The sequence below is a fragment of the Ruminococcus sp. AM26-12LB genome (assembly GCF_003480785.1).
In the GTDB taxonomy this organism is placed as follows: Bacteria; Bacillota; Clostridia; order Lachnospirales; family Lachnospiraceae; genus Blautia_A; species Blautia_A fusiformis.
Map to the genome: position 1 here is coordinate 76,516 of NZ_QUJX01000017.1, position 17,389 is coordinate 93,904.

16 protein-coding genes and 1 pseudogene are annotated in these 17,389 nt (G+C 39.1%); 5 read left to right on the top strand and 12 right to left on the bottom strand.

Annotation, left to right across the window (positions count from 1 at the left end; genetic code table 11):
• Nucleotide 1 precedes the first annotated feature (1 nt).
• Both DW694_RS13455 and dinB read right to left on the bottom strand, forming a co-directional pair.
• Complete coding sequence (locus tag DW694_RS13455; RefSeq protein WP_118753171.1) at nucleotides 2–214, bottom strand: DNA-binding protein; 213 nt, start codon at nucleotides 212–214, stop codon at nucleotides 2–4.
• A 14-nt stretch (nucleotides 215–228) separates the two neighbouring features.
• Nucleotides 229–1,475, bottom strand: a pseudogene (dinB, locus tag DW694_RS13460) (DNA polymerase IV).
• A 192-nt stretch (nucleotides 1,476–1,667) separates the two neighbouring features.
• Between dinB and DW694_RS13465 the strand changes: the two are divergent.
• Complete coding sequence (locus DW694_RS13465) at nucleotides 1,668–2,408, top strand: XRE family transcriptional regulator (RefSeq protein ID WP_118753172.1); 741 nt, start codon at nucleotides 1,668–1,670, stop codon at nucleotides 2,406–2,408.
• A gap of 67 nt (nucleotides 2,409–2,475) precedes the next feature.
• Nucleotides 2,476–2,778: a hypothetical protein gene (locus DW694_RS17305; RefSeq protein ID WP_244092780.1), complete on the top strand. Its 303-nt coding sequence runs from the start codon at nucleotides 2,476–2,478 to the stop codon at nucleotides 2,776–2,778.
• A 526-nt stretch (nucleotides 2,779–3,304) separates the two neighbouring features.
• On the opposite strand, the gene DW694_RS13475 is transcribed toward DW694_RS17305, so the two are convergent.
• The 3 genes from DW694_RS13475 to DW694_RS13485 all read right to left on the bottom strand — a co-directional run bounded on the left by DW694_RS13475 (nucleotide 3,305) and on the right by DW694_RS13485 (nucleotide 5,981).
• Nucleotides 3,305–4,711, bottom strand: coding sequence for a MazG-like family protein (locus DW694_RS13475; protein WP_173739510.1), 1,407 nt, complete (start codon nucleotides 4,709–4,711; stop codon nucleotides 3,305–3,307).
• The gene (locus tag DW694_RS13480) at nucleotides 4,708–5,559 is read right to left on the bottom strand and encodes a hypothetical protein (RefSeq protein WP_147420732.1); all 852 of its coding nucleotides are present in this window, start codon (nucleotides 5,557–5,559) and stop codon (nucleotides 4,708–4,710) included. The genes DW694_RS13475 and DW694_RS13480 overlap by 4 nt, the downstream gene beginning before the upstream one ends.
• A 92-nt stretch (nucleotides 5,560–5,651) precedes the next feature.
• On the bottom strand, nucleotides 5,652–5,981 hold the full coding sequence (locus tag DW694_RS13485; protein WP_118753175.1) for a hypothetical protein: 330 nt from the start codon (nucleotides 5,979–5,981) through the stop codon (nucleotides 5,652–5,654).
• 171 nt (nucleotides 5,982–6,152) lie between these two features.
• Here DW694_RS13485 and DW694_RS13490 point away from each other — a divergent pair, with 171 nt between their 5' ends.
• On the top strand, nucleotides 6,153–7,628 hold the full coding sequence (locus tag DW694_RS13490) for a transposase (protein ID WP_118753176.1): 1,476 nt from the start codon (nucleotides 6,153–6,155) through the stop codon (nucleotides 7,626–7,628).
• A 159-nt stretch (nucleotides 7,629–7,787) separates the two neighbouring features.
• On the opposite strand, the gene DW694_RS13495 is transcribed toward DW694_RS13490, so the two are convergent.
• Nucleotides 7,788–8,780 (bottom strand): radical SAM protein, encoded by a 993-nt coding sequence (locus tag DW694_RS13495; protein ID WP_118753177.1) that lies wholly within the window; start codon nucleotides 8,778–8,780, stop codon nucleotides 7,788–7,790.
• Nucleotides 8,781–9,148: 368 nt separating this feature from the next.
• Between DW694_RS13495 and DW694_RS13500 the strand changes: the two genes are divergently transcribed.
• On the top strand, nucleotides 9,149–11,542 hold the full coding sequence (locus DW694_RS13500) for a hypothetical protein (RefSeq protein ID WP_118753178.1): 2,394 nt from the start codon (nucleotides 9,149–9,151) through the stop codon (nucleotides 11,540–11,542).
• A gap of 564 nt (nucleotides 11,543–12,106) precedes the next feature.
• Here the strand turns inward: DW694_RS13500 and DW694_RS13510 are convergent.
• From DW694_RS13510 to DW694_RS13535, 6 genes are all read right to left on the bottom strand, one after another.
• Nucleotides 12,107–12,544 (bottom strand): hypothetical protein, encoded by a 438-nt coding sequence (locus DW694_RS13510; RefSeq protein ID WP_118753179.1) that lies wholly within the window; start codon nucleotides 12,542–12,544, stop codon nucleotides 12,107–12,109.
• 156 nt (nucleotides 12,545–12,700) lie between these two features.
• Nucleotides 12,701–13,669 carry a TlpA disulfide reductase family protein gene (locus tag DW694_RS13515; protein ID WP_118753180.1) on the bottom strand — a complete coding sequence of 323 codons (969 nt, stop codon included), beginning with the start codon at nucleotides 13,667–13,669 and terminating at the stop codon, nucleotides 12,701–12,703.
• Nucleotides 13,670–13,682: 13 nt separating this feature from the next.
• The gene (locus tag DW694_RS13520) at nucleotides 13,683–14,651 is read right to left on the bottom strand and encodes a 4Fe-4S binding protein (RefSeq protein ID WP_118753181.1); all 969 of its coding nucleotides are present in this window, start codon (nucleotides 14,649–14,651) and stop codon (nucleotides 13,683–13,685) included.
• Nucleotides 14,644–14,808: a CD1871A family CXXC motif-containing protein gene (locus DW694_RS13525; protein ID WP_015541225.1), complete on the bottom strand. Its 165-nt coding sequence runs from the start codon at nucleotides 14,806–14,808 to the stop codon at nucleotides 14,644–14,646. Before DW694_RS13525 ends, DW694_RS13520 begins: the two co-directional genes overlap by 8 nt.
• A 180-nt stretch (nucleotides 14,809–14,988) precedes the next feature.
• A complete protein-coding gene (locus tag DW694_RS13530; RefSeq protein ID WP_330605118.1) occupies nucleotides 14,989–15,594 on the bottom strand; it encodes a transposase in 606 nt (201 codons plus the stop codon).
• Between the two features lie 63 nt (nucleotides 15,595–15,657).
• On the bottom strand, nucleotides 15,658–16,575 hold the full coding sequence (locus DW694_RS13535) for a Fic family protein (protein ID WP_118753182.1): 918 nt from the start codon (nucleotides 16,573–16,575) through the stop codon (nucleotides 15,658–15,660).
• Between the two features lie 23 nt (nucleotides 16,576–16,598).
• On the opposite strand from DW694_RS13535, the gene DW694_RS13540 reads away from it, so the two are divergent.
• The coding region (locus tag DW694_RS13540) for a DDE-type integrase/transposase/recombinase (protein WP_147420733.1) at nucleotides 16,599–17,389 on the top strand (791 nt) is incomplete at its 3' end.

A 17,389-nucleotide genomic window follows, 5' to 3' on the forward strand; every position in this document is an offset into this window, starting at 1 on the left:
ATCACAGGATTTCGATTGCTCTTGGGGATGCCGGAAATCTCCGGATATATCCACTTTTCTCTAACTGCCTGATCCTTGAAAATACCGTTGATGTTGAAGCAACTCCCAGTAATGCCCCCAGTTCCCTGACCGTTGGCGGAAATCCATGCTCCTCGGTAAATCTTACAATGCACTGATAGCTTTCTTCCTGTTTTCTGGTTAATGTCTGTTTCAAATCTATCCCTCCCATTATCCATGAAAATAACTGTGAGGATGGACCGTATGTGTACCGGCGTCCAAGTGGGATAAGACTTTATCCTGGTACATTGCTGCCCGCTGTATGCTGAAATATCCAAACCGTCGTCTGATCTCATCCACAGCCCGATCCAGCCTTTCTAATTTTTCCCGTTTCTCCTGATTATCAAATAGATCAAGCTGAACCGGAATATCTTCCATTACCAGATCAGACCCCCTCACGCCAAGGCTCCGTATCGGATGCTCCCATCTGTAATGTTTCTTAAATAATTCAAATGCTGCTTTTACAATTTCATCCGTAATATTCGTTGGCTGGCTGATATGCATCTGCCTTGTGATGCTGTCCAGCCCGTTGTCCCGGATTGATATTTCCACCACATTACATTTGAAACCATGTGTCCGTAATCTGGCAGATACACTTTCCGATAACGCCATCAGAATAATCCACACATCCAGATCCGTTTCCAGGTCTCTCGGTGTCGTTGTACTGTTTCCAATCGACTTGACCGGAGCTTCATATCCTTCCGTACAAACCGGATCCGAGTCATATCCATTTGCAAATGCCCATAACACCAGACCGATTTTCCAAAATGGCTGTCCAGCAGCTTTTCATCTGTCTGTGCCAGCTGGCCAATGGTATGGATCCCCAGTTTTTGCAATTTCTTGTTTGTCTGCCTGCCAACATACAGTAAATCTGACACTGGAAGCCCCCAGACGATTTCTTTGTAATTGCCACGATGAAACTGTGTGATGGCATCCGGCTTTTTATAATCAGAGCCAAGTTTTGCGAATATCTTGTTCCAAGAAATGCCAATACTCACGGTAATACCAAGTTCGTACTTAATCCGGTCACTGATTTCCTGGGCGATCTTCATTCCATCACCTTTGATGATGCTGCTTTCTGTCACATCCAGCCATCCTTCATCTATTCCATACGGCTCAATTTTGTCCGTATACTCTGAATAGATTTCTCTCGCCATACTGGAGAATCTCAAATACAGATCCATCCTCGGCGGCACAAAAATGATTTCCGGACAAGCCTGTTTTGCCTGCCAAAGTGCCATTCCTGTTTTTACCCCGCATTTCTTCGCAATATAATTTGCCGTCAACACAATACCATGTCTTGCTTCCGGATCGCCGCCTACAGCAAGTGGCTTTCCCTCTAGTTCCGGATGATGCAGCATTTCTACGCTGGCATAAAAACAATTCATATCACTATGTAAAATTGTCCTGTCACCCATCCTGTTCTCACCTCCGTCCGGCTTTCTTATCATTCCTTGCATGGTTAGTATAAGTCGACATTATGGAGATAGTTAACTGACATTTTGGTTGTATTATCTACATTTTGGAGATTTCTCTTGATTTTATTGTATTTGTGCTGTATAATGCATCTATAAAAATCTAACGGAATTTCATAGAAATGAGGCGAATATATGCGTTCTATTGGCAGGATTATTGCAGAAAACAGAAAAAAGAAAGGGCTTTCGCAGCCAGAACTTGCAGAATTACTTTCACAGCAGGGCATTGACGTTACAGCGAAGGCAATCTCCAAATGGGAGACGAATGCACGAGAACCAGGACTGCATGTTTTTCTGACTCTCTGTAAATTATTGGATATTGAAGATATTTATGATGCTTATTTTGGGAAAAACCCATACAGTGTAATGGACGGTCTGAATCAGGAAGGAAAAGATAAAATAAAAGATTACGCAAAAATACTAAAAGCCTCCGGCTTGTTTGAACCAGTAGTTGCAAACATTATTCCTTTCCGCAAAAAAGAAATATTTATGGACATCTTCGGAGATGCTGTTTCTGCAGGTACCGGTAATTTCCTGACAGATGCGCCAAAAGAATCTTATGAAGTTGGCGATCTTGCCCCGGACAATGTAGACTTCGGAGTCCGGATATCTGGTGACAGTATGGAACCGGAATACTACAACGGGGAAATTGCATGGATCCAGCAAAAAGACAGCATCTGCAATGGAGAGGTTGGTATTTTCTACCTCAATGGAGATGCCTACATCAAAAAACTCCATGATGAACCGGATGGATTATTCCTGATCTCCCTGAATAAAAAATACAAACCTATCGCAATTCAGGAATCGGACTCTTTTAAAATATTCGGCAGAGTTGTCGGCAAGTGTGATGCTTCCGACATCCCCGGTTTTCAATAATCGTAATACAGTCCGTGCCATTCAAACTGGCCGTTGAAACAATAATAAAGTTAAAGGAAGTGATTGGATGGCAATCAGCAACATCCTGAAAGATATTCGTGTGGAGCGAAATCTAATTCAAGAAGACCTTGCAGAAGCAACCGGCTCCTACCAGCCTAAGATGAAAGAATTTTCCGGTGCAACTCCCGTCTCTGTTGAACAGGAATTTTATATCAATATGCTTTACTCCAACCTTTGTGCAATCGTTAAGAACGATGCTGATGAGAAAATAGCTGCATCTTCCAGACCAGATAATGAATATCAGTATCAGGCAAACCGCTCCTATATTATTGGCCGATTAAAATACCTGGTTATCAGGTTACTTTGCTGAGAGTTTCAACGCAGTGTAATATATGATCTCTTTCGCTCCGCTTCCAGACATCGGTCTCAAATATAGCCAGGCCGGAAGTTTTCGCGCAAAAAGAAGAAGGATAATATACGAACCCATTTCAATCATAAAAAAATCATCAGTATAAGGATCTTCCTTATCTTACATATGCAATATTCATGAAAGGCGGTGAGTCCCGGGCCTGTCTGTCAGAAGTCATAATACTGTTTGCACGAACATTCCCGCAAGTCAAAAGAATGTTCAAAGCTGGCGCATTATGCATCTTTTAATACTTGCCGGTATGGCATCATCTATTTTCAGTCTACCACTGCGCCCATAACACAAAAAACAGCCAACTGAACTCTGGGAAATTCAAGTGCATACGCTATAATAAAATTTCAAACCGCAATTTCAAAATTTGTCATACTGTCGGATTGCTTAAGTTGACCGCATTTGTGTCTGACCCCCAGTGCCACTTACAGAGTGCACTACTGTTACAAAATCTCGCATCTAATGATTCTGCAAGTACTTATTTAGCCGGATATTTTTCAGCATTTTTAACGAGTTTATTCATAATCATCTGAGTCATATCTATACCGTAAGCATTGGCCAGATCAATACTATATATCAGAACATCTGCTAGCTCCTCTTTTATACGTTCCATCATTTCAGGAGACGGCTCAGTCTTCTTATTCGTCCACTGGAAGATTTCTAACAGTTCCGATGCTTCTATATTAATGCTTACAATCAAGTCTTTTGCATTGTGATACGATTTCCACTTCCGATCTTTGTTAAACAGATCAATAAATTCACGAATTTGACAAAGAGGTAAATTATCATCTGATAATGCTGTTGCATCTGAAAGTTTCATTAAAAGTTCTTTCAACACCTCTTCTTTTTCTTTTCCATCAATGTCTATCACAATGTCTGCGATGGCAAGAAGTCCTTCCAGATCTCCTTCAGCACGATGTGTAGAATCAAATACTTCAGCTCCACGAATAGAGATATGTTGCTGAAGAGTATCGTCATTAGCATGAAGAACAACTTCGTAAACAGGTGCAGGCCAACATATCATTTTTATAGCATTTAAAAAATTAATATGGCGAATTCCATCAATTACAAAAGGTAATTCCTTCTTGCGTCCAATATGTTTCACTGTTTGAGATGCAAATTCAACCCAACCATTTTCGATATAGGCTACTCCAAGATCCTGCAATTGTTCTCTTGTTGGCGTTGTAATGCCTTGTTTTTTCAACTCAGCTTTCAAGAAATCACTTACTGAACCGTGTATACCACCAATTTCATTTGCTATCATTTTACCAATAGTTGTTTTGCCGCTTCCAATTTTTCCAGAAATACAATATACTGGTGCCTGCATCATCTTTGAAGCAACTGAAGGTTCCTCGTCTCCTATAACATCCTCCGACGCTAGCTCTTTATCATCCTGATTGGGCTGATATAGTTCCAACCAAGCCTGGCGATTCTTAAATTTGATTACAAACGGGTCGAACCCCAACAGATGCGTTATTGGAATCAAAGTAGCATATCTGCTTTTTGATTTTCTTTCCCACCAATCATCTTCTATACACAGACGATCATTAAAATCATTTTTTATTTGTTCTACTTCAGCAGGAGACATTATCTCCTTTGAAATCACCTTGCCAGCCTCAAAAACAGATTCAAAACCTCCTCCAGACCGTTTAATGATTATAATATCACCAGGAAATACTCTCTTCCACGGTACAATTTTATTCTGTGAAAATCGAGATTCAATGGTCTTTTCCCCTTTCATAATCTTTGTTATATAAGGTTCAACCATGACAGCCACATGAATATGGCTGTCACGAAGAACTTCAATTTTTGAGATCCAGTACTGGTCTCCAGATGCTTTAATTCGATCAGTTAATTGTGTCAGAATCATTTCTTTATCAATCATATTGCAATCCTCCATGATGAACCATATTCCTCTGCTTCAAGACGTATTACATCTAGAAGCTTTCCCTGAATTTTCTCAAGCTGCTCCAGTTCTTCCTTATTAGGAATTCTATAGCCATTTTCCACAATAACTTCAAAGATATCTCTATCAATATTACGCAGGATCATTTTTAAAACCGCCATATTATTACACCAGAATACGCGGTTGCCACTGGTCCAAACATTGATAGTTTTCTTCCCACCAAAGCTTCTTTTCACAGATGGATAAATATCATCATTGAAAATACGTTCTAACTCAATGTTATAATTATCAATCTTGCTTTCACATGTTCTGTATTTGATACGGATGTTATTTACACATGCTTCATCCCATTCAGGTTCTATAATACTGACATCATGTGTACATGTGGTAATAACATTATACACCTTTTCAACAATAAGGAGGTCACCGATTCTCCAATTTTCAGGATTACAGTAAATTCCATTTGTCTTTAAAACATTCTGTTCATATGGCGGAGTATGATAAGTTACTACGCCAGTGAAATAATGCTTTTTAACAAAGCCATAATCCTTCTTGATCATCTCCAACAGTGAGTAGGTTTCACTCTCTGTCTTTGCCCTGGTAAACTTTGGCGGCATAATACACATAATCTGAGTATCCAGGGCACTCATAATAGCAGCTCTATCAAAGAAGAGCTGGTAGTAGTTTAAGTACCATGGCGGATCCATCACAACAATATCTGCATGAATTGAAAGAAGCTCTGTACAGGAACCATTTAAATTACAGTTAATACATAATGCACGATTTGGGTCAATTCCGATAGAGTGCTTGTCCGCATTAATATCCACCAGTACCAGTTTTGCATGTAAAAAAGACTTATTATAGCAATATCTAAATAATGTTGGAGCTCCGAGGAAAACAATCACTGCATTTTTCTTTTTTATGATTTTTTAACGGCATTAGCCATATACTCAAGTCCCTGACGGCTAAATCGCCAGTCATAATCCAGAATATGAGGAACTGGAAGTACATCTGGCATATCTTCAAAACCGTGAATATTCGTGTTTGATGCCGATGCCATTATTCTAATATATTTAGATTTTCTAATCTTGTTTGATCTATACAGTCTCTTAATAGATTTCTGAAGGTCGATTGGATGAATACCACGATTATTCTTCATAATCATATAAAAGTCATCATAATCATCCATTAAAGCTAATACTGTCTCATCCATCTGACTCATAAACTGTAAAATGCTATCAACTACCATGGTAATCTCCTTTCTTACTTCATTTTAATTAGGCGTTTGCGAAACGCCACAAGCCGCATAAATACGGCATTTTTTGTTACCTAAAAACAAATAACTCCTCACCGGATATGGTATAATAGAGTTGCCAAAAACTAAAATCCACTATCCAAGAAAGGAGTTATTCTGATACCTATGATACCATATAAACAGCTTTCTTTGGCAGATATTTTTTCAGATTGCCAGGAAAAATTTGAAAATGACAAACCTGCGTTTCTTTCTCTATTGGAAACCCATATCGATATTGATGAGTTTATTCCGCTTTCTTTCAGAAATCATTTCTATGCATCGACGGGCAGAACCCGTAAATACCCTTTGCAAGCTTTTCTGTGGGCTTTGATTATACAACGTATTTTCTCTATCCCTACAGATCAGCTTCTCTTGACTTTTCTCGCTTATTCAAAACCGCTTCGTGAGTTCTGCGGCTTTACCAAAGTCCCTGACGCTTCCAAAATCACACGTTTCAAACAGGACTTTTTAGCTGACTTACAGTTCATATTCGATAAGCTTGTTGATGTTACCGAACCTATCTGCCAGGCAATTGACTCTGCGAAAGCAGATATAACCATCTTTGATTCTTCCGGTATTGAAGCATTTGTTACCGAAAATAATCCGAAGTATGCGAACAGGATCATCAAACAGCTTAAGGCGTATGCGAAAGCTTATGGCTTTGATAAATCTTATGATCCCTACAAGGCTGCCTATGGCTCCATGCCTTCCCATGCCTCTGCTAATCCTGAGATTAAACAGCTATATATCAATGGGCATTTTTGCTATGTCTTCAAATTTGGCATTGTCACCAACGGGCTGGGCATTATCCGACATATCTCTTTTTATAACAAAAAATTTATGCTGTCTCATCCGGATATCGTTGTCGAAAAGAAATCCGATTTTCCTGACGAAGATAAATGTGTTCATGATTCAAAGCTTTTGATTCCAACACTAAAAGACTTCTTTTCCAAACATCCGCTAATTAATCCGAAAACCTTCCTCGGAGATGCGGCTTTTGATACCGTTGAGCTTTATAAGAACCTCCTTACCGGTGACACCTTCGGTGATGATAACCATTTCTCGAAAGCTTATATCCCTCTGAATGCAAGATCGGGTCTTGAAAATAAGGATTATTCCATTAATGAAAATGGTGTTCCCTGTTGCCCTCACGCCCCTTCTCTGCCTATGAAACCCGAGGGCAGTAAATCAAACTTACGAAGCGGTATACCAACTTTCAAGTTTGTCTGTCCAAAAATGAAATGGGTCTATGACAAAACGACTCGAAAAGCACATCGCCAATGTTTTTGTGAAAACCCGTGTACTTTCTTCAAATGCGGTCGCATGGTATACATATATCCTGAAAAGAACCTTCGTGCTTATCCCGGGACAATCCGTGAAACCGAAGAATGGGATGATACCTATAAAATCAGGACTGTAGTGGAAAGAGATATCAACCATATCAAGGATAATCTGTGTCTTGCAGGGCGCCGGACTCAAAATGAAAAGACTCTGTATGCAGATCTGATTCTTGCCGGTATCACACAACTCATTACTGTTGTTCTTGCAGACAAAATCAACCATCATGAATACATTCGAAGCATAAAGCCTCTCATAGCATAGGACTTACCAACTCCATAAAGCCAGGGGCTTATTAGAGTGCGCCTAAAACTGGCAGATATCCACTTTTTTATCTTAGAATTCGTGCTCTGCACGAATTCTTCCCCGTTTAAGTTCAAGAGTGCGAACGAGCATCGCGAGTTTCGCAATTACCTATTCATTTTAATATGTGTTGTCTGAAATTCTACCAGCAAGCTGTTCTTTAGAATAACGTTTTGAAAGCTCAACTTTCCATGCTTTAATAGCACGAGTCTGATTTTCAAGTGCCATGCTGTAGCGATCATTTAATCTTGAACCAGTTGGTGTGAAAATAAAAATTTTAAGAGGGACAGTCCTCAATGGCAGGATTGGATGAATCTTTTGCAAACGATCTACGAATTTCCCCATCTTCTCTTCAATACCATCATAGTTATCAGAGGTTAATGTTACATATCCGTATATATCCAATCCCATATCAACATATCTTTCAAACCGTTCAAATTGTTTTTCGTACATGTTTTCCGGAAGCTTACTATTAAAAGCGAATGAATGAGCATCGAAACCTTTAAAGCAACCGACTTTACCAAAATTTCTGTATGACGCCATGTAACTTAATTCTTCCTTAGAAAGGTACTCAAAAGCATAATCAGTGGTCAATGTGTCATCAGTCCACAGATATACTTTATTTTGGAGTTCATTCCTTTCGAGAGCCTTCATTGTATCTAAGGTCCATTCTGGTGCTAATTCCGGATTTCCTCCTGACAAATCTATCACTCTAATGTCAGTATCTGATTTCTTATACAACTCGACCATCTGTTCAGCTGTAAGCCATTTTGCATTAACCATTTTCCCACGCTTCAACTCATCTGGTACAAAGCAATACCAGCAATGAGCATTACATGATGCAATCTGAAACACCTGTGCCTCAAGCACATCAGTATAAGGAATTTCCAGTGCTTTACATACCGGATCATTTGGTAACGGATCCTGTACCCATTTATCAACATTACGTCTAAAATGATGGATACGTCCAAAGCCATCACAGTTAGAAGGAACAGACATGTCTGTTTCCTGTTCGCTTCCAGCAATTCTTGACAGTAAGAACTGTCTTGTTTCAGGTTTGTAAATTGATGTACGACAATTATTAAAGTTCTCTTTAAACTTAATATTTTCCATATCTGCTCACCTTTCCTTCCTATTTATTCTGTGATAATATAATAACAGAATCCTTTTGCCCATAGTTTTAAGCAACATCAATCACATTTTGTCGCAATTGGCAGCATATCCTCGATGCTCTTTTCCCGGTTCACTGCGATCTTTTCGATTCTTTGTTTGTCCATGATAGTTTTCCTCCCTTTTTTCTCATATCAATTTATTACCACATGGACACAGAAATTGTAAGAGATGATTAGAGGGATTTTTTATTATTTAAGCAGTTACAAATTCCACTAAATTCCACTATTTTTATGATGATTTTGACACATTTTTATGTTTATATGGTATACTTTACATGAAACCGTTGTTTACCCTATGGAGAATTAGTCATGAAAATCACGAAAGAACTGCTTCTTTCCATTATTCTGAAATATTTCAATGAAAAGAAAGAAATGTCATTTTATGAGTTAGAAAAGAAAACCGGAAAAGATATAAAATCACTGCAAGCATGGTCTATTCAAAAGAATCAACGTGTGCAAACCAGAAACTTTAATACTGTGATTAATGCTTTACAGAACGAAATCTCCTTACATTTCAATGATTTTTCCGAATATGCACTGTCCGTATTGGAAAATAATGGTATTATCAGGGAATATGTACAGGAAATATTTGATGATAATAAACCATTCAAAACCATGATAGATCAGTTGCTACTACTTGATTTCTCTGAGGAATACTATTTGCAGGATCGAATTGGTACCGAAAATATTATTCAAAAGGCTAAAGTATTACTTTCACCTTTCAGAGATTATTTTCAGGTCAGTGAGCAGGTTATACATGACAATGAAAATGGATTAGAGCCTGCTTATGCTCCTTTGATATATAGCTCTGGATATACATCACAACCAATTCATGGGGTTAGTCAACTTAACTATTTAATTTTGAAATTTCCTAATGCATATCATGTTGGTATCTTATTGTCGAATTATCCTATAGATTATTCAGATACCAGTAAACTCGGCTATTTTTCATATATGATAGATCGCTTAAAGAGTTCAAACAACCTGAGTATGATCCTTTTTGTTACCGATATAGACAAGAAATCAGTATCATTTTCTGTTCAATCGGCATTAATGGAAAAGCACAATCTCTTCTTTGAGTTTATAACACGCAAAACATTGGATCAGATTTCGATTCAGGGATTGCAACTTCAGCAGGAGGATGCCGCAAATTTTGCTCAGATTATTGATTGCCACAAATATGCACAGCTGATTTTCGAGAGGCTAATGTCTTATCTGGCCGTTATTAGTAATGAAATTATCTTTGTTCCTTATCGTGAAAAACTTCATAAGGAACTCGATCGAGCAAAAGATGACGAAACAGCCGAAAAAGCCTTGAACGAAATTCTGGTCTCATATAGTGAACGTACCAATAAACGGAACTTTGAGCATTATGCCAAACACACCTTACTCAAAGATATCTGTCAGTATTCGTATTTATCTAGACACACAATTTATTACGAACGAACACAGGTTGCTCAAGAAGTAGATAAAGTCTTAAATTCGAAGGAAGAAAAACTCCCTCTTGTGGTTGAAGTATGTTCTCCAAACTCACTCACAACACTTAACATTATCGAACGTTGCCAAAAAGTCATTCTGCTTACTGCTTCGCAAAATGCTTACTACGTTATGAATACGCTGGAAGAAAAATCTAAGCATCGTTATCTTCCTGAGAATGTGTCCTTACGCTTATGTCATCTGAATCCGGAATATATGATGCACCAGTATCCTGAAGAGCTTAATGGAAAAGTTAATCTACTTGTCATAGGATATGGTGCTGGAAGTCAGATCAACGATTTGACACGTTTTATCCGGTATGCTTATAACTGGCTGTCAGAAAACGGAATCATGTTCATATCCGTGTATAATAAGGATGCTATCGTTCTAAATAAACATCATATTCATGATCAGCGTTTTGAGATTTCTCCTACATATATCGCTGATTACTGGACCCATACAACCAGTGAGCAGGGCTCTATGCTGAAAAGACTGAAGGCATATTCTCCAGAAAACTTCCTGTCAGCTTTCCTGCCATTTTTCGATCAGGGGAAAATCAGTCTGTCCACGTATCCATATATCTCTGCCCTGATTGATCCCGGTGAATACTCACGAGAGATTTTGGATGAGATTCGTGAAGCTGATAAATTGTATGCAAAAAAAGGCTCTCATGGACAATTAATAAATTTGATTGCCCATAAAAGAAATTATCGAGATATTCCTACCGATCAATCTATGGTGCTAGATTATCTTCAGAGCAAAGGAATTCCTTTTGATTCAATTACGCATATGCTCTCCCCTGATTCAAAGAGCTTGCGTCGGAGTCTTCAGGCAAATAATATTTCAGCAACTAATGCCACTCTTCTCAAGACTGTTATTTTACAGAATAGGGATCGAAAAGAGAACGGACACACATGGATTTATGCCATTCTACCATATGATAAACGGGTGACATTCGATCATACCAAGTTCGAACTTGTTCCTGAGCCATCTGTTGTAAGAAGATTCTATCAGGGAACCATATCTCCGCTTACTGTAATAACAGATTTAAAGAGAAAATCCGACTGCAGGGAACAGATTTATCTACTTAATGTAGATCGCATCAATACCGAATATGTGATAATGGGCGGTGGCTCCAATTCTGCAAGTGTCCGTATCAAAACCAAAGATTTCTTCAGTTATATTATTAATACGGAGAACATTCTAAAAGCTAAAATCATTGAATAATAGAATAAAAACGCACGGCACCCATCTGAAACTCTTCAGACAGTTGCTGTGCTCTATTATATCGTAAGCGCTTAATTATTGGATAGCTAGACATTCGTCACTTATCCAAAAAGTGCTTGCAAAAAACACTTTATCACTCATAATGATAGTAAATAGATTTTTACTTCATTTTTTGATAGGAAGCAGAAATCCTTACAACTGGAGGTTTCATTTTGAGTCATAAACGTACTCCGGGGCGGTTCCTGGATGAATGGATGGAACTAGTAACGGAATGCAGACAGAGTGGACTGACGGATGCTACATAGTATATCGAACATGGGATTTCTCCCAGTTGTTTTTACAATGCAGTTATGCTGATTGTAGGAACATAACCGTCAACTTCTTCGAAGAATGCTTTTTACCGGAACAGATTTTGAGTCTGGCACAGGCAGTTCAACGAATCCGGCCTGCTGCAGTGCAACTGTTTTGACTTTACAGAGCAAGTAGTAATAGGCGAAAGACCCACAAACACTATGGCTAAGCGCCTGCGCTTCTTTTCAGTGTTTTTAGTAATTGCATCGTTCATTACAATGTCAACATTTCCATAATCCAGTCGTAAACACTTTTTACATAACTATATTCGTCAACTGGAACACTATATGATTCTTTGGATAGTTTATTCTTAATTGCACTCAATCTAAGAATCCATTGTGTCTTAGCTTCTTTGCCTCCTGCAATCCTTGTTTCCTCCGGTCTAACTAACATCTCTTCAAAGAAAGAAGACCATTTTTTTCCATTGGTTACAATCGAAACATAATCCGCTAATGAAACAAAATCCCAGACATTAACATCCTCTGCATCGTCACCGCTATTTAACTGAAGATCATATGCTTTCTCATCGGCCAGTTTCTTTGCCTTGGTATAGGTGTTTTTAGGAAGGCCTTTAACTAGCCAAGATGTACCAAAATATTCCTGAAGACTACCAGATATAATAGTTTTTAATTTGTTCTCAATCTCGCACAACAATTACCATATTCAAACAAAACTGACTCCGTTAGAAAAACGAAATCAGTTTGTTGCTTAAAATTTAATTATTCTACCATAGACCTGTTTTTTTGTGCTGTCTGCACAACTTGGGGCAGTTCAATTCGGGAGAGATTATCACTTTATGCTTTATTCTTATTTGACCTGTAAAGCCTGGTCTATGAGTTTTTCAAGTGTCTTTGCTTGATTTTTTTCAGTGATTGCACCAACGATTGGCTCGCCTACAATGTTGCCGTTCTTGTCGACAACATATGTTGTTGGGTAAGAGAAAATGCCTGATGTGAACTTGCCTGCATCGCTGTTTGAATCAAACCAGATGTTCTTGTATGTTACACCTTTCTTTGAAAGGATATCCTTTGCTTCTGAAATTGCTGTCTTGTCACCGTCAAGTGTAAAAGTGTTGATGCCGACAACCTGACCGCCTTTTTCTGCAAGCTTTTTGTTGAGTGCTTCCAATTCGGAAAGTTCGCCGACACAAGGCTTGCAAGTGCTGAACCAGTAGTTAACAACTGTTACATTGCTGTTTGCGAAAAGTTCACTGCTCTTTACATCGTTGCCGTCAAGGTCCTTGCCGTCAAATGACGGAAAACTTGTTGCGTCACTGCTGTTTAAAACAACGCCGTTACTGTCAGCCGGAACGCTGTCGCCGTTGCCCGGAGCCTTTGCACATTCAGGATATTTCTGTTCCAAGATTGTGAGCTTGCCCTCAATTTCCTTGATTTGTTCTGCACCGGCAACGAGTTTTTTGTATTCCTCATCTGTGAATTGGTCCTTTGCACTTTCGATTGTCTTGAGAAGAAAGTCGCCGTAGTTTGTGCCGTCCTCAATCATTGGGGTTTCCTTGTTTGAAGCCATAAATACTTTTTCCCAAAGGGCTTTGTCTGTTGACAAAATTTCGTTTTCTTTTTTCATAAGCTGATTGTAGAGCTTTAAAGCTTCATCAGCATCACTTGGCTCTGTTGCCATCAAGGTTGAAATGCTTGAATCTGTTGATTGTTTTTCGTCTTTGTTGTCATTTGATGTTGAGCAAGCAATAAGGCTGATTGCCAACACAGAAACTAATAATACTACTGTTAAGATTTTTGAGAGTTTTGAAAACTTCATAATTATTCCTCCGTTATAATTCCTCTTTTGTTTCTTTTTTGTTTGTTCTGTTTTCGATTTTTGCGTTTTCGTCTACTGTTTTTCCAAGCATGCCAAAGCCGTATTGAAAGCTGACTGCGTCGGTAGGACAGGCACTTATACACTTTCCGCATCGGATACATTCGGTGCTGTTAGGCGTTTTTGTAACATCAACATCCATTTTGCACACCTTTGCACATTTTCCGCACGAAACGCATTTGTGCTCGTCTACCTTCATCCCAAACAGCGAAACCTTGTTGAACAGTGCATAGAATGCACCGAGTGGGCAAATCCATTTGCAGAACGGTCTGTAAAACAGCACGCTCAAAACGACTACCGAAATCAGCACAACAAGTTTCCACGAAAACAGTTTTCCCAATGCCGAACGGATACCTTCGTTGACTGCCGAAAGTGGCAACGCACCCTCAAGCACACCTTGCGGACATATATATTTGCAGAAATATGGGTCGCCCATCCCCAAATCATTTACTATGAGCACCGGTAATAAAACAACTGCCAACAGCAGTACTGCATATTTGATATATGTCAGTGGCTTGAGTTTTTTTGTTGAAAACTTTTTGGTCGGGACTTTGTGCAACAAATCCTGTAACCAACCAAACGGACACAAAAATCCGCAGATAAAGCGTCCGAGCAGAACTCCCAACAAAATGAGAAATCCTGTTATATAATAGGAAAACTTATATTTTGACGAGCCGACTACCGCCTGAAATGAGCCGATTGGGCAAGCACCCGATGCGGCAGGACAGGAATAGCAGTTCAGACCCGGCACACAAACGGCCTTGCCTTTGCCTTGATAAATTTCGCCTTTAAAAAAGTTTGGCAGATGAATATTTGTCAGCAGAGTTGCTCCTGCCTGAATCCATCCTCGGAATTTGGCTAATTGGTTAGATGCCGAATGTTTTTTCTTATTATGGTTTTTATTCTTTGTTTTCTTTTTATCCAATTCCTACACACTCCAAACAAAGCCTGATTGCCTTGCTCAAAACGGTTTCAACTTCGCCACGCATCGCACCGAAGCCGAGCATAATAGCTCCCGAAATAAGCAGTACTGCCTGTGATAAAGCCTTTTTTGCTCTGGTCAATTCAATCACTCCTTTCATTTTCTGGCGTCATTGTAGCACATCGGATATAAAATTTTCGTTAAGAACAGAAATTTAACACAGATTTTATGTTTTTGTGCTATAATCCTGTCTTTGACAGTTGCTAAACAAAAAAATCGCTGTACCTCTTGAATTTACTGGGGTTCGGCGATTTTTTGTGCCGTTTTGGAATATAGTATTTTATTCCCGGCCTTTGCTTTTTTTCTGAATGTTTTTCATTTGCCTTTTGGTGATAAATTTATAATCCGTTCCAAAGCCGCAAACTGTGTGCAATGCATCGGTTAGCTTGTCTCGTGTGTAAAGTGGAATAAAACCCTGTTCTTGTATATCGGCGAAATTCATTGTTCTTAATTTATCCAAGATCGTTTCGCAGCTGAAGGCATTTTTCAGGTCTCTTTCGAGGTAACGATATATCACTAATGCAAGGAAACAGATAAGGAAATGGGCTTTTATGCGTATATCATCTCGAAGAAAAACTGGTCTTGTTTCAAAATCAGTTTTCATTATACGGAAACATTCCTCGATTTCCCAACGACCTTCGCTGACTTTTAAGATATCTTTTGCGTCATCGTCTAAGAGGTCTGTAGTTACTGCATACATCCCATCATATAAGGCTTCCTGTTCGATCTTTTCTGTGTCCAGATAATTGTAGATCTTTGCAGTTTCTCCATCTTCAGTTACTGCGACTTTCCCTATGAATCGAGCAGGATCATTCGGATTTCTACGTTCCTTCTTTATCGTACCAGCGCTCCTTAAATCCCTCGCAATTATGAAACTGCACCTCACTTATTAGATAGTATACCATACTGTCTAACAAATGAGGTGCAGTTCCTCTTTCTTAATACTTATTCAAATCAATATTTCCCATTTTCCATATCTTTTTCCGTCCACTCTACGGATATATTCCTTTTTCTGCAAGGACTCCATAATTCGTTTTACGGTGCTGAGCGATTTTCCGGTCTCAGCAACAAGATCCTTCTGCTTAATTGACGGATTCTTGTAAATCAACTCCAAGAACGCTAGCTCCTCTAAAGTACATTCCAAAGTGTCAAATTGAGACTTTGGAGCTTTTGGAGTGACACTTTGGGAATTATCATCCACATAGTCCACGTGCATATATCTGTTTTTCAGCTCATATTCCGTTCCCAAAATTAAATTGCTGAAGAACATTTCCAAAAACTTTGTTGTGGCATGAACGCTGTTTTGCAGATCGTTATAATTTGCTCTTACCAAGGCGTTGCGGAAATACCAAGAGTTCTTCTCAAAAGCATCGTTGTTTACTTTGAACCCGAATGTTTTCATGTACTTAATTATAAAAACAGCCGTAGCTCTGGTGTTGCCTTCACAGAACGGATGAATCTGCCAGATATCCGAAGCAAACTTGGCAAGATGTTTTACGCAACGCTCCACGGATAAGCCTTCATAAGAATACTGTTTCTCCGTTGCAAAATCATAATCAAGCGTGTCTTTGATACTGTTCCACGCTGCGTAGGTGACGGTATCGCCTTTTAATACCCATTCCTTTTTTGTAATATTATACTGGCGAATCTGACCGGCATGGGTAAACACGCCCTCAAACAGTCTGCGATGAATCGTCAGCCATTCAGCCGGAGAAAACTGAAATGCTTTCTCGCCCAACAGCAAATTCTGCCCGAACGGTACACTTATTCTGAAATCGGCGGTACATTCATTCTGATTTAGCGGTACACGTTTTCTGCTCCAATCGGTACGCTTTTCCTTTATTATTGTGATGTAACTATTATTCATCACAGTGCAAAGGAGGAACTATTATGCACGACTACAATACTATTCTTGGTGTCATAGAACTTCGACTTAGCAAAGTCAGTTATGATACCGTACAAAAACGTTACCGGATTGGTCGAAGTGGAATCACATTGATTATGAAACGTTATAACGAGTCCGGATTATCACTGGATGATCTTCGGCAAATGCCTGCCTCAAAAGTGGTTGATCTTATCTATCCAAAAGCAAACCTCAGACACAAGGATATTCCACTGCCTGATTTTGGAAAAATACATGAACAGATGGTTCAGATGGGGAAACATGCTGATCTAAGTTTTCTATGGATTGATTACAAAAAAGAACATCCTAATGGTTATCAGCTCGCCCAGTTTTATAAGCTGTACCGCGATTTTATGGTAGATACTTACGGTACTTCTAAAACCTCAATGCCCGTGGAACGGATCCCTGGCGAAAAGATGTATATTGACTGGGTAGGCGACCAGCCGGAACTGCTACTGGATACAACTACTGGCGAACTTCGAAAAGTTCATATTTTTACGACTACACTTGGTTTTAGCAGTCTTGTTTATGCAGAGATCTTTCTGGATGAGAAACTTCCACATTTTATTGCCGGCACAGTACATGCACTGTCTTATTATGGGGCAGTTCCTAAATATCTTGTCCCGGACAATCTGAGAACAGCTGTTACCAGGCATAGTAAAGATGAACTTGTGTTGCAGTCAGCTTTTTCAGATCTGGAAACTTTTTATGATACGATCATTCTGCCGCCACCACCAAGGAAACCGAAAGGCAAACCAACAGTTGAAAATCATGTGCG

Coding starts and splice junctions, on each gene's coding strand:
- DW694_RS17305 (WP_244092780.1), top strand. CDS start 2,476: ATGGCAATCAGCAACATCCTGAAAGATATTCGTGTGGAGCGAAATCTA.
- DW694_RS13475 (WP_173739510.1), bottom strand. CDS start 4,711: ATGATTGATAAAGAAATGATTCTGACACAATTAACTGATCGAATTAAA.
- DW694_RS13485 (WP_118753175.1), bottom strand. CDS start 5,981: ATGGTAGTTGATAGCATTTTACAGTTTATGAGTCAGATGGATGAGACA.
- DW694_RS13525 (WP_015541225.1), bottom strand. CDS start 14,808: ATGAAAGGAGTGATTGAATTGACCAGAGCAAAAAAGGCTTTATCACAG.
- DW694_RS13515 (WP_118753180.1), bottom strand. CDS start 13,669: ATGAAGTTTTCAAAACTCTCAAAAATCTTAACAGTAGTATTATTAGTT.
- DW694_RS13495 (WP_118753177.1), bottom strand. CDS start 8,780: ATGGAAAATATTAAGTTTAAAGAGAACTTTAATAATTGTCGTACATCA.
- DW694_RS13465 (WP_118753172.1), top strand. CDS start 1,668: ATGCGTTCTATTGGCAGGATTATTGCAGAAAACAGAAAAAAGAAAGGG.
- DW694_RS13490 (WP_118753176.1), top strand. CDS start 6,153: ATGATACCATATAAACAGCTTTCTTTGGCAGATATTTTTTCAGATTGC.
- DW694_RS13535 (WP_118753182.1), bottom strand. CDS start 16,575: ATGAATAATAGTTACATCACAATAATAAAGGAAAAGCGTACCGATTGG.
- DW694_RS13500 (WP_118753178.1), top strand. CDS start 9,149: ATGAAAATCACGAAAGAACTGCTTCTTTCCATTATTCTGAAATATTTC.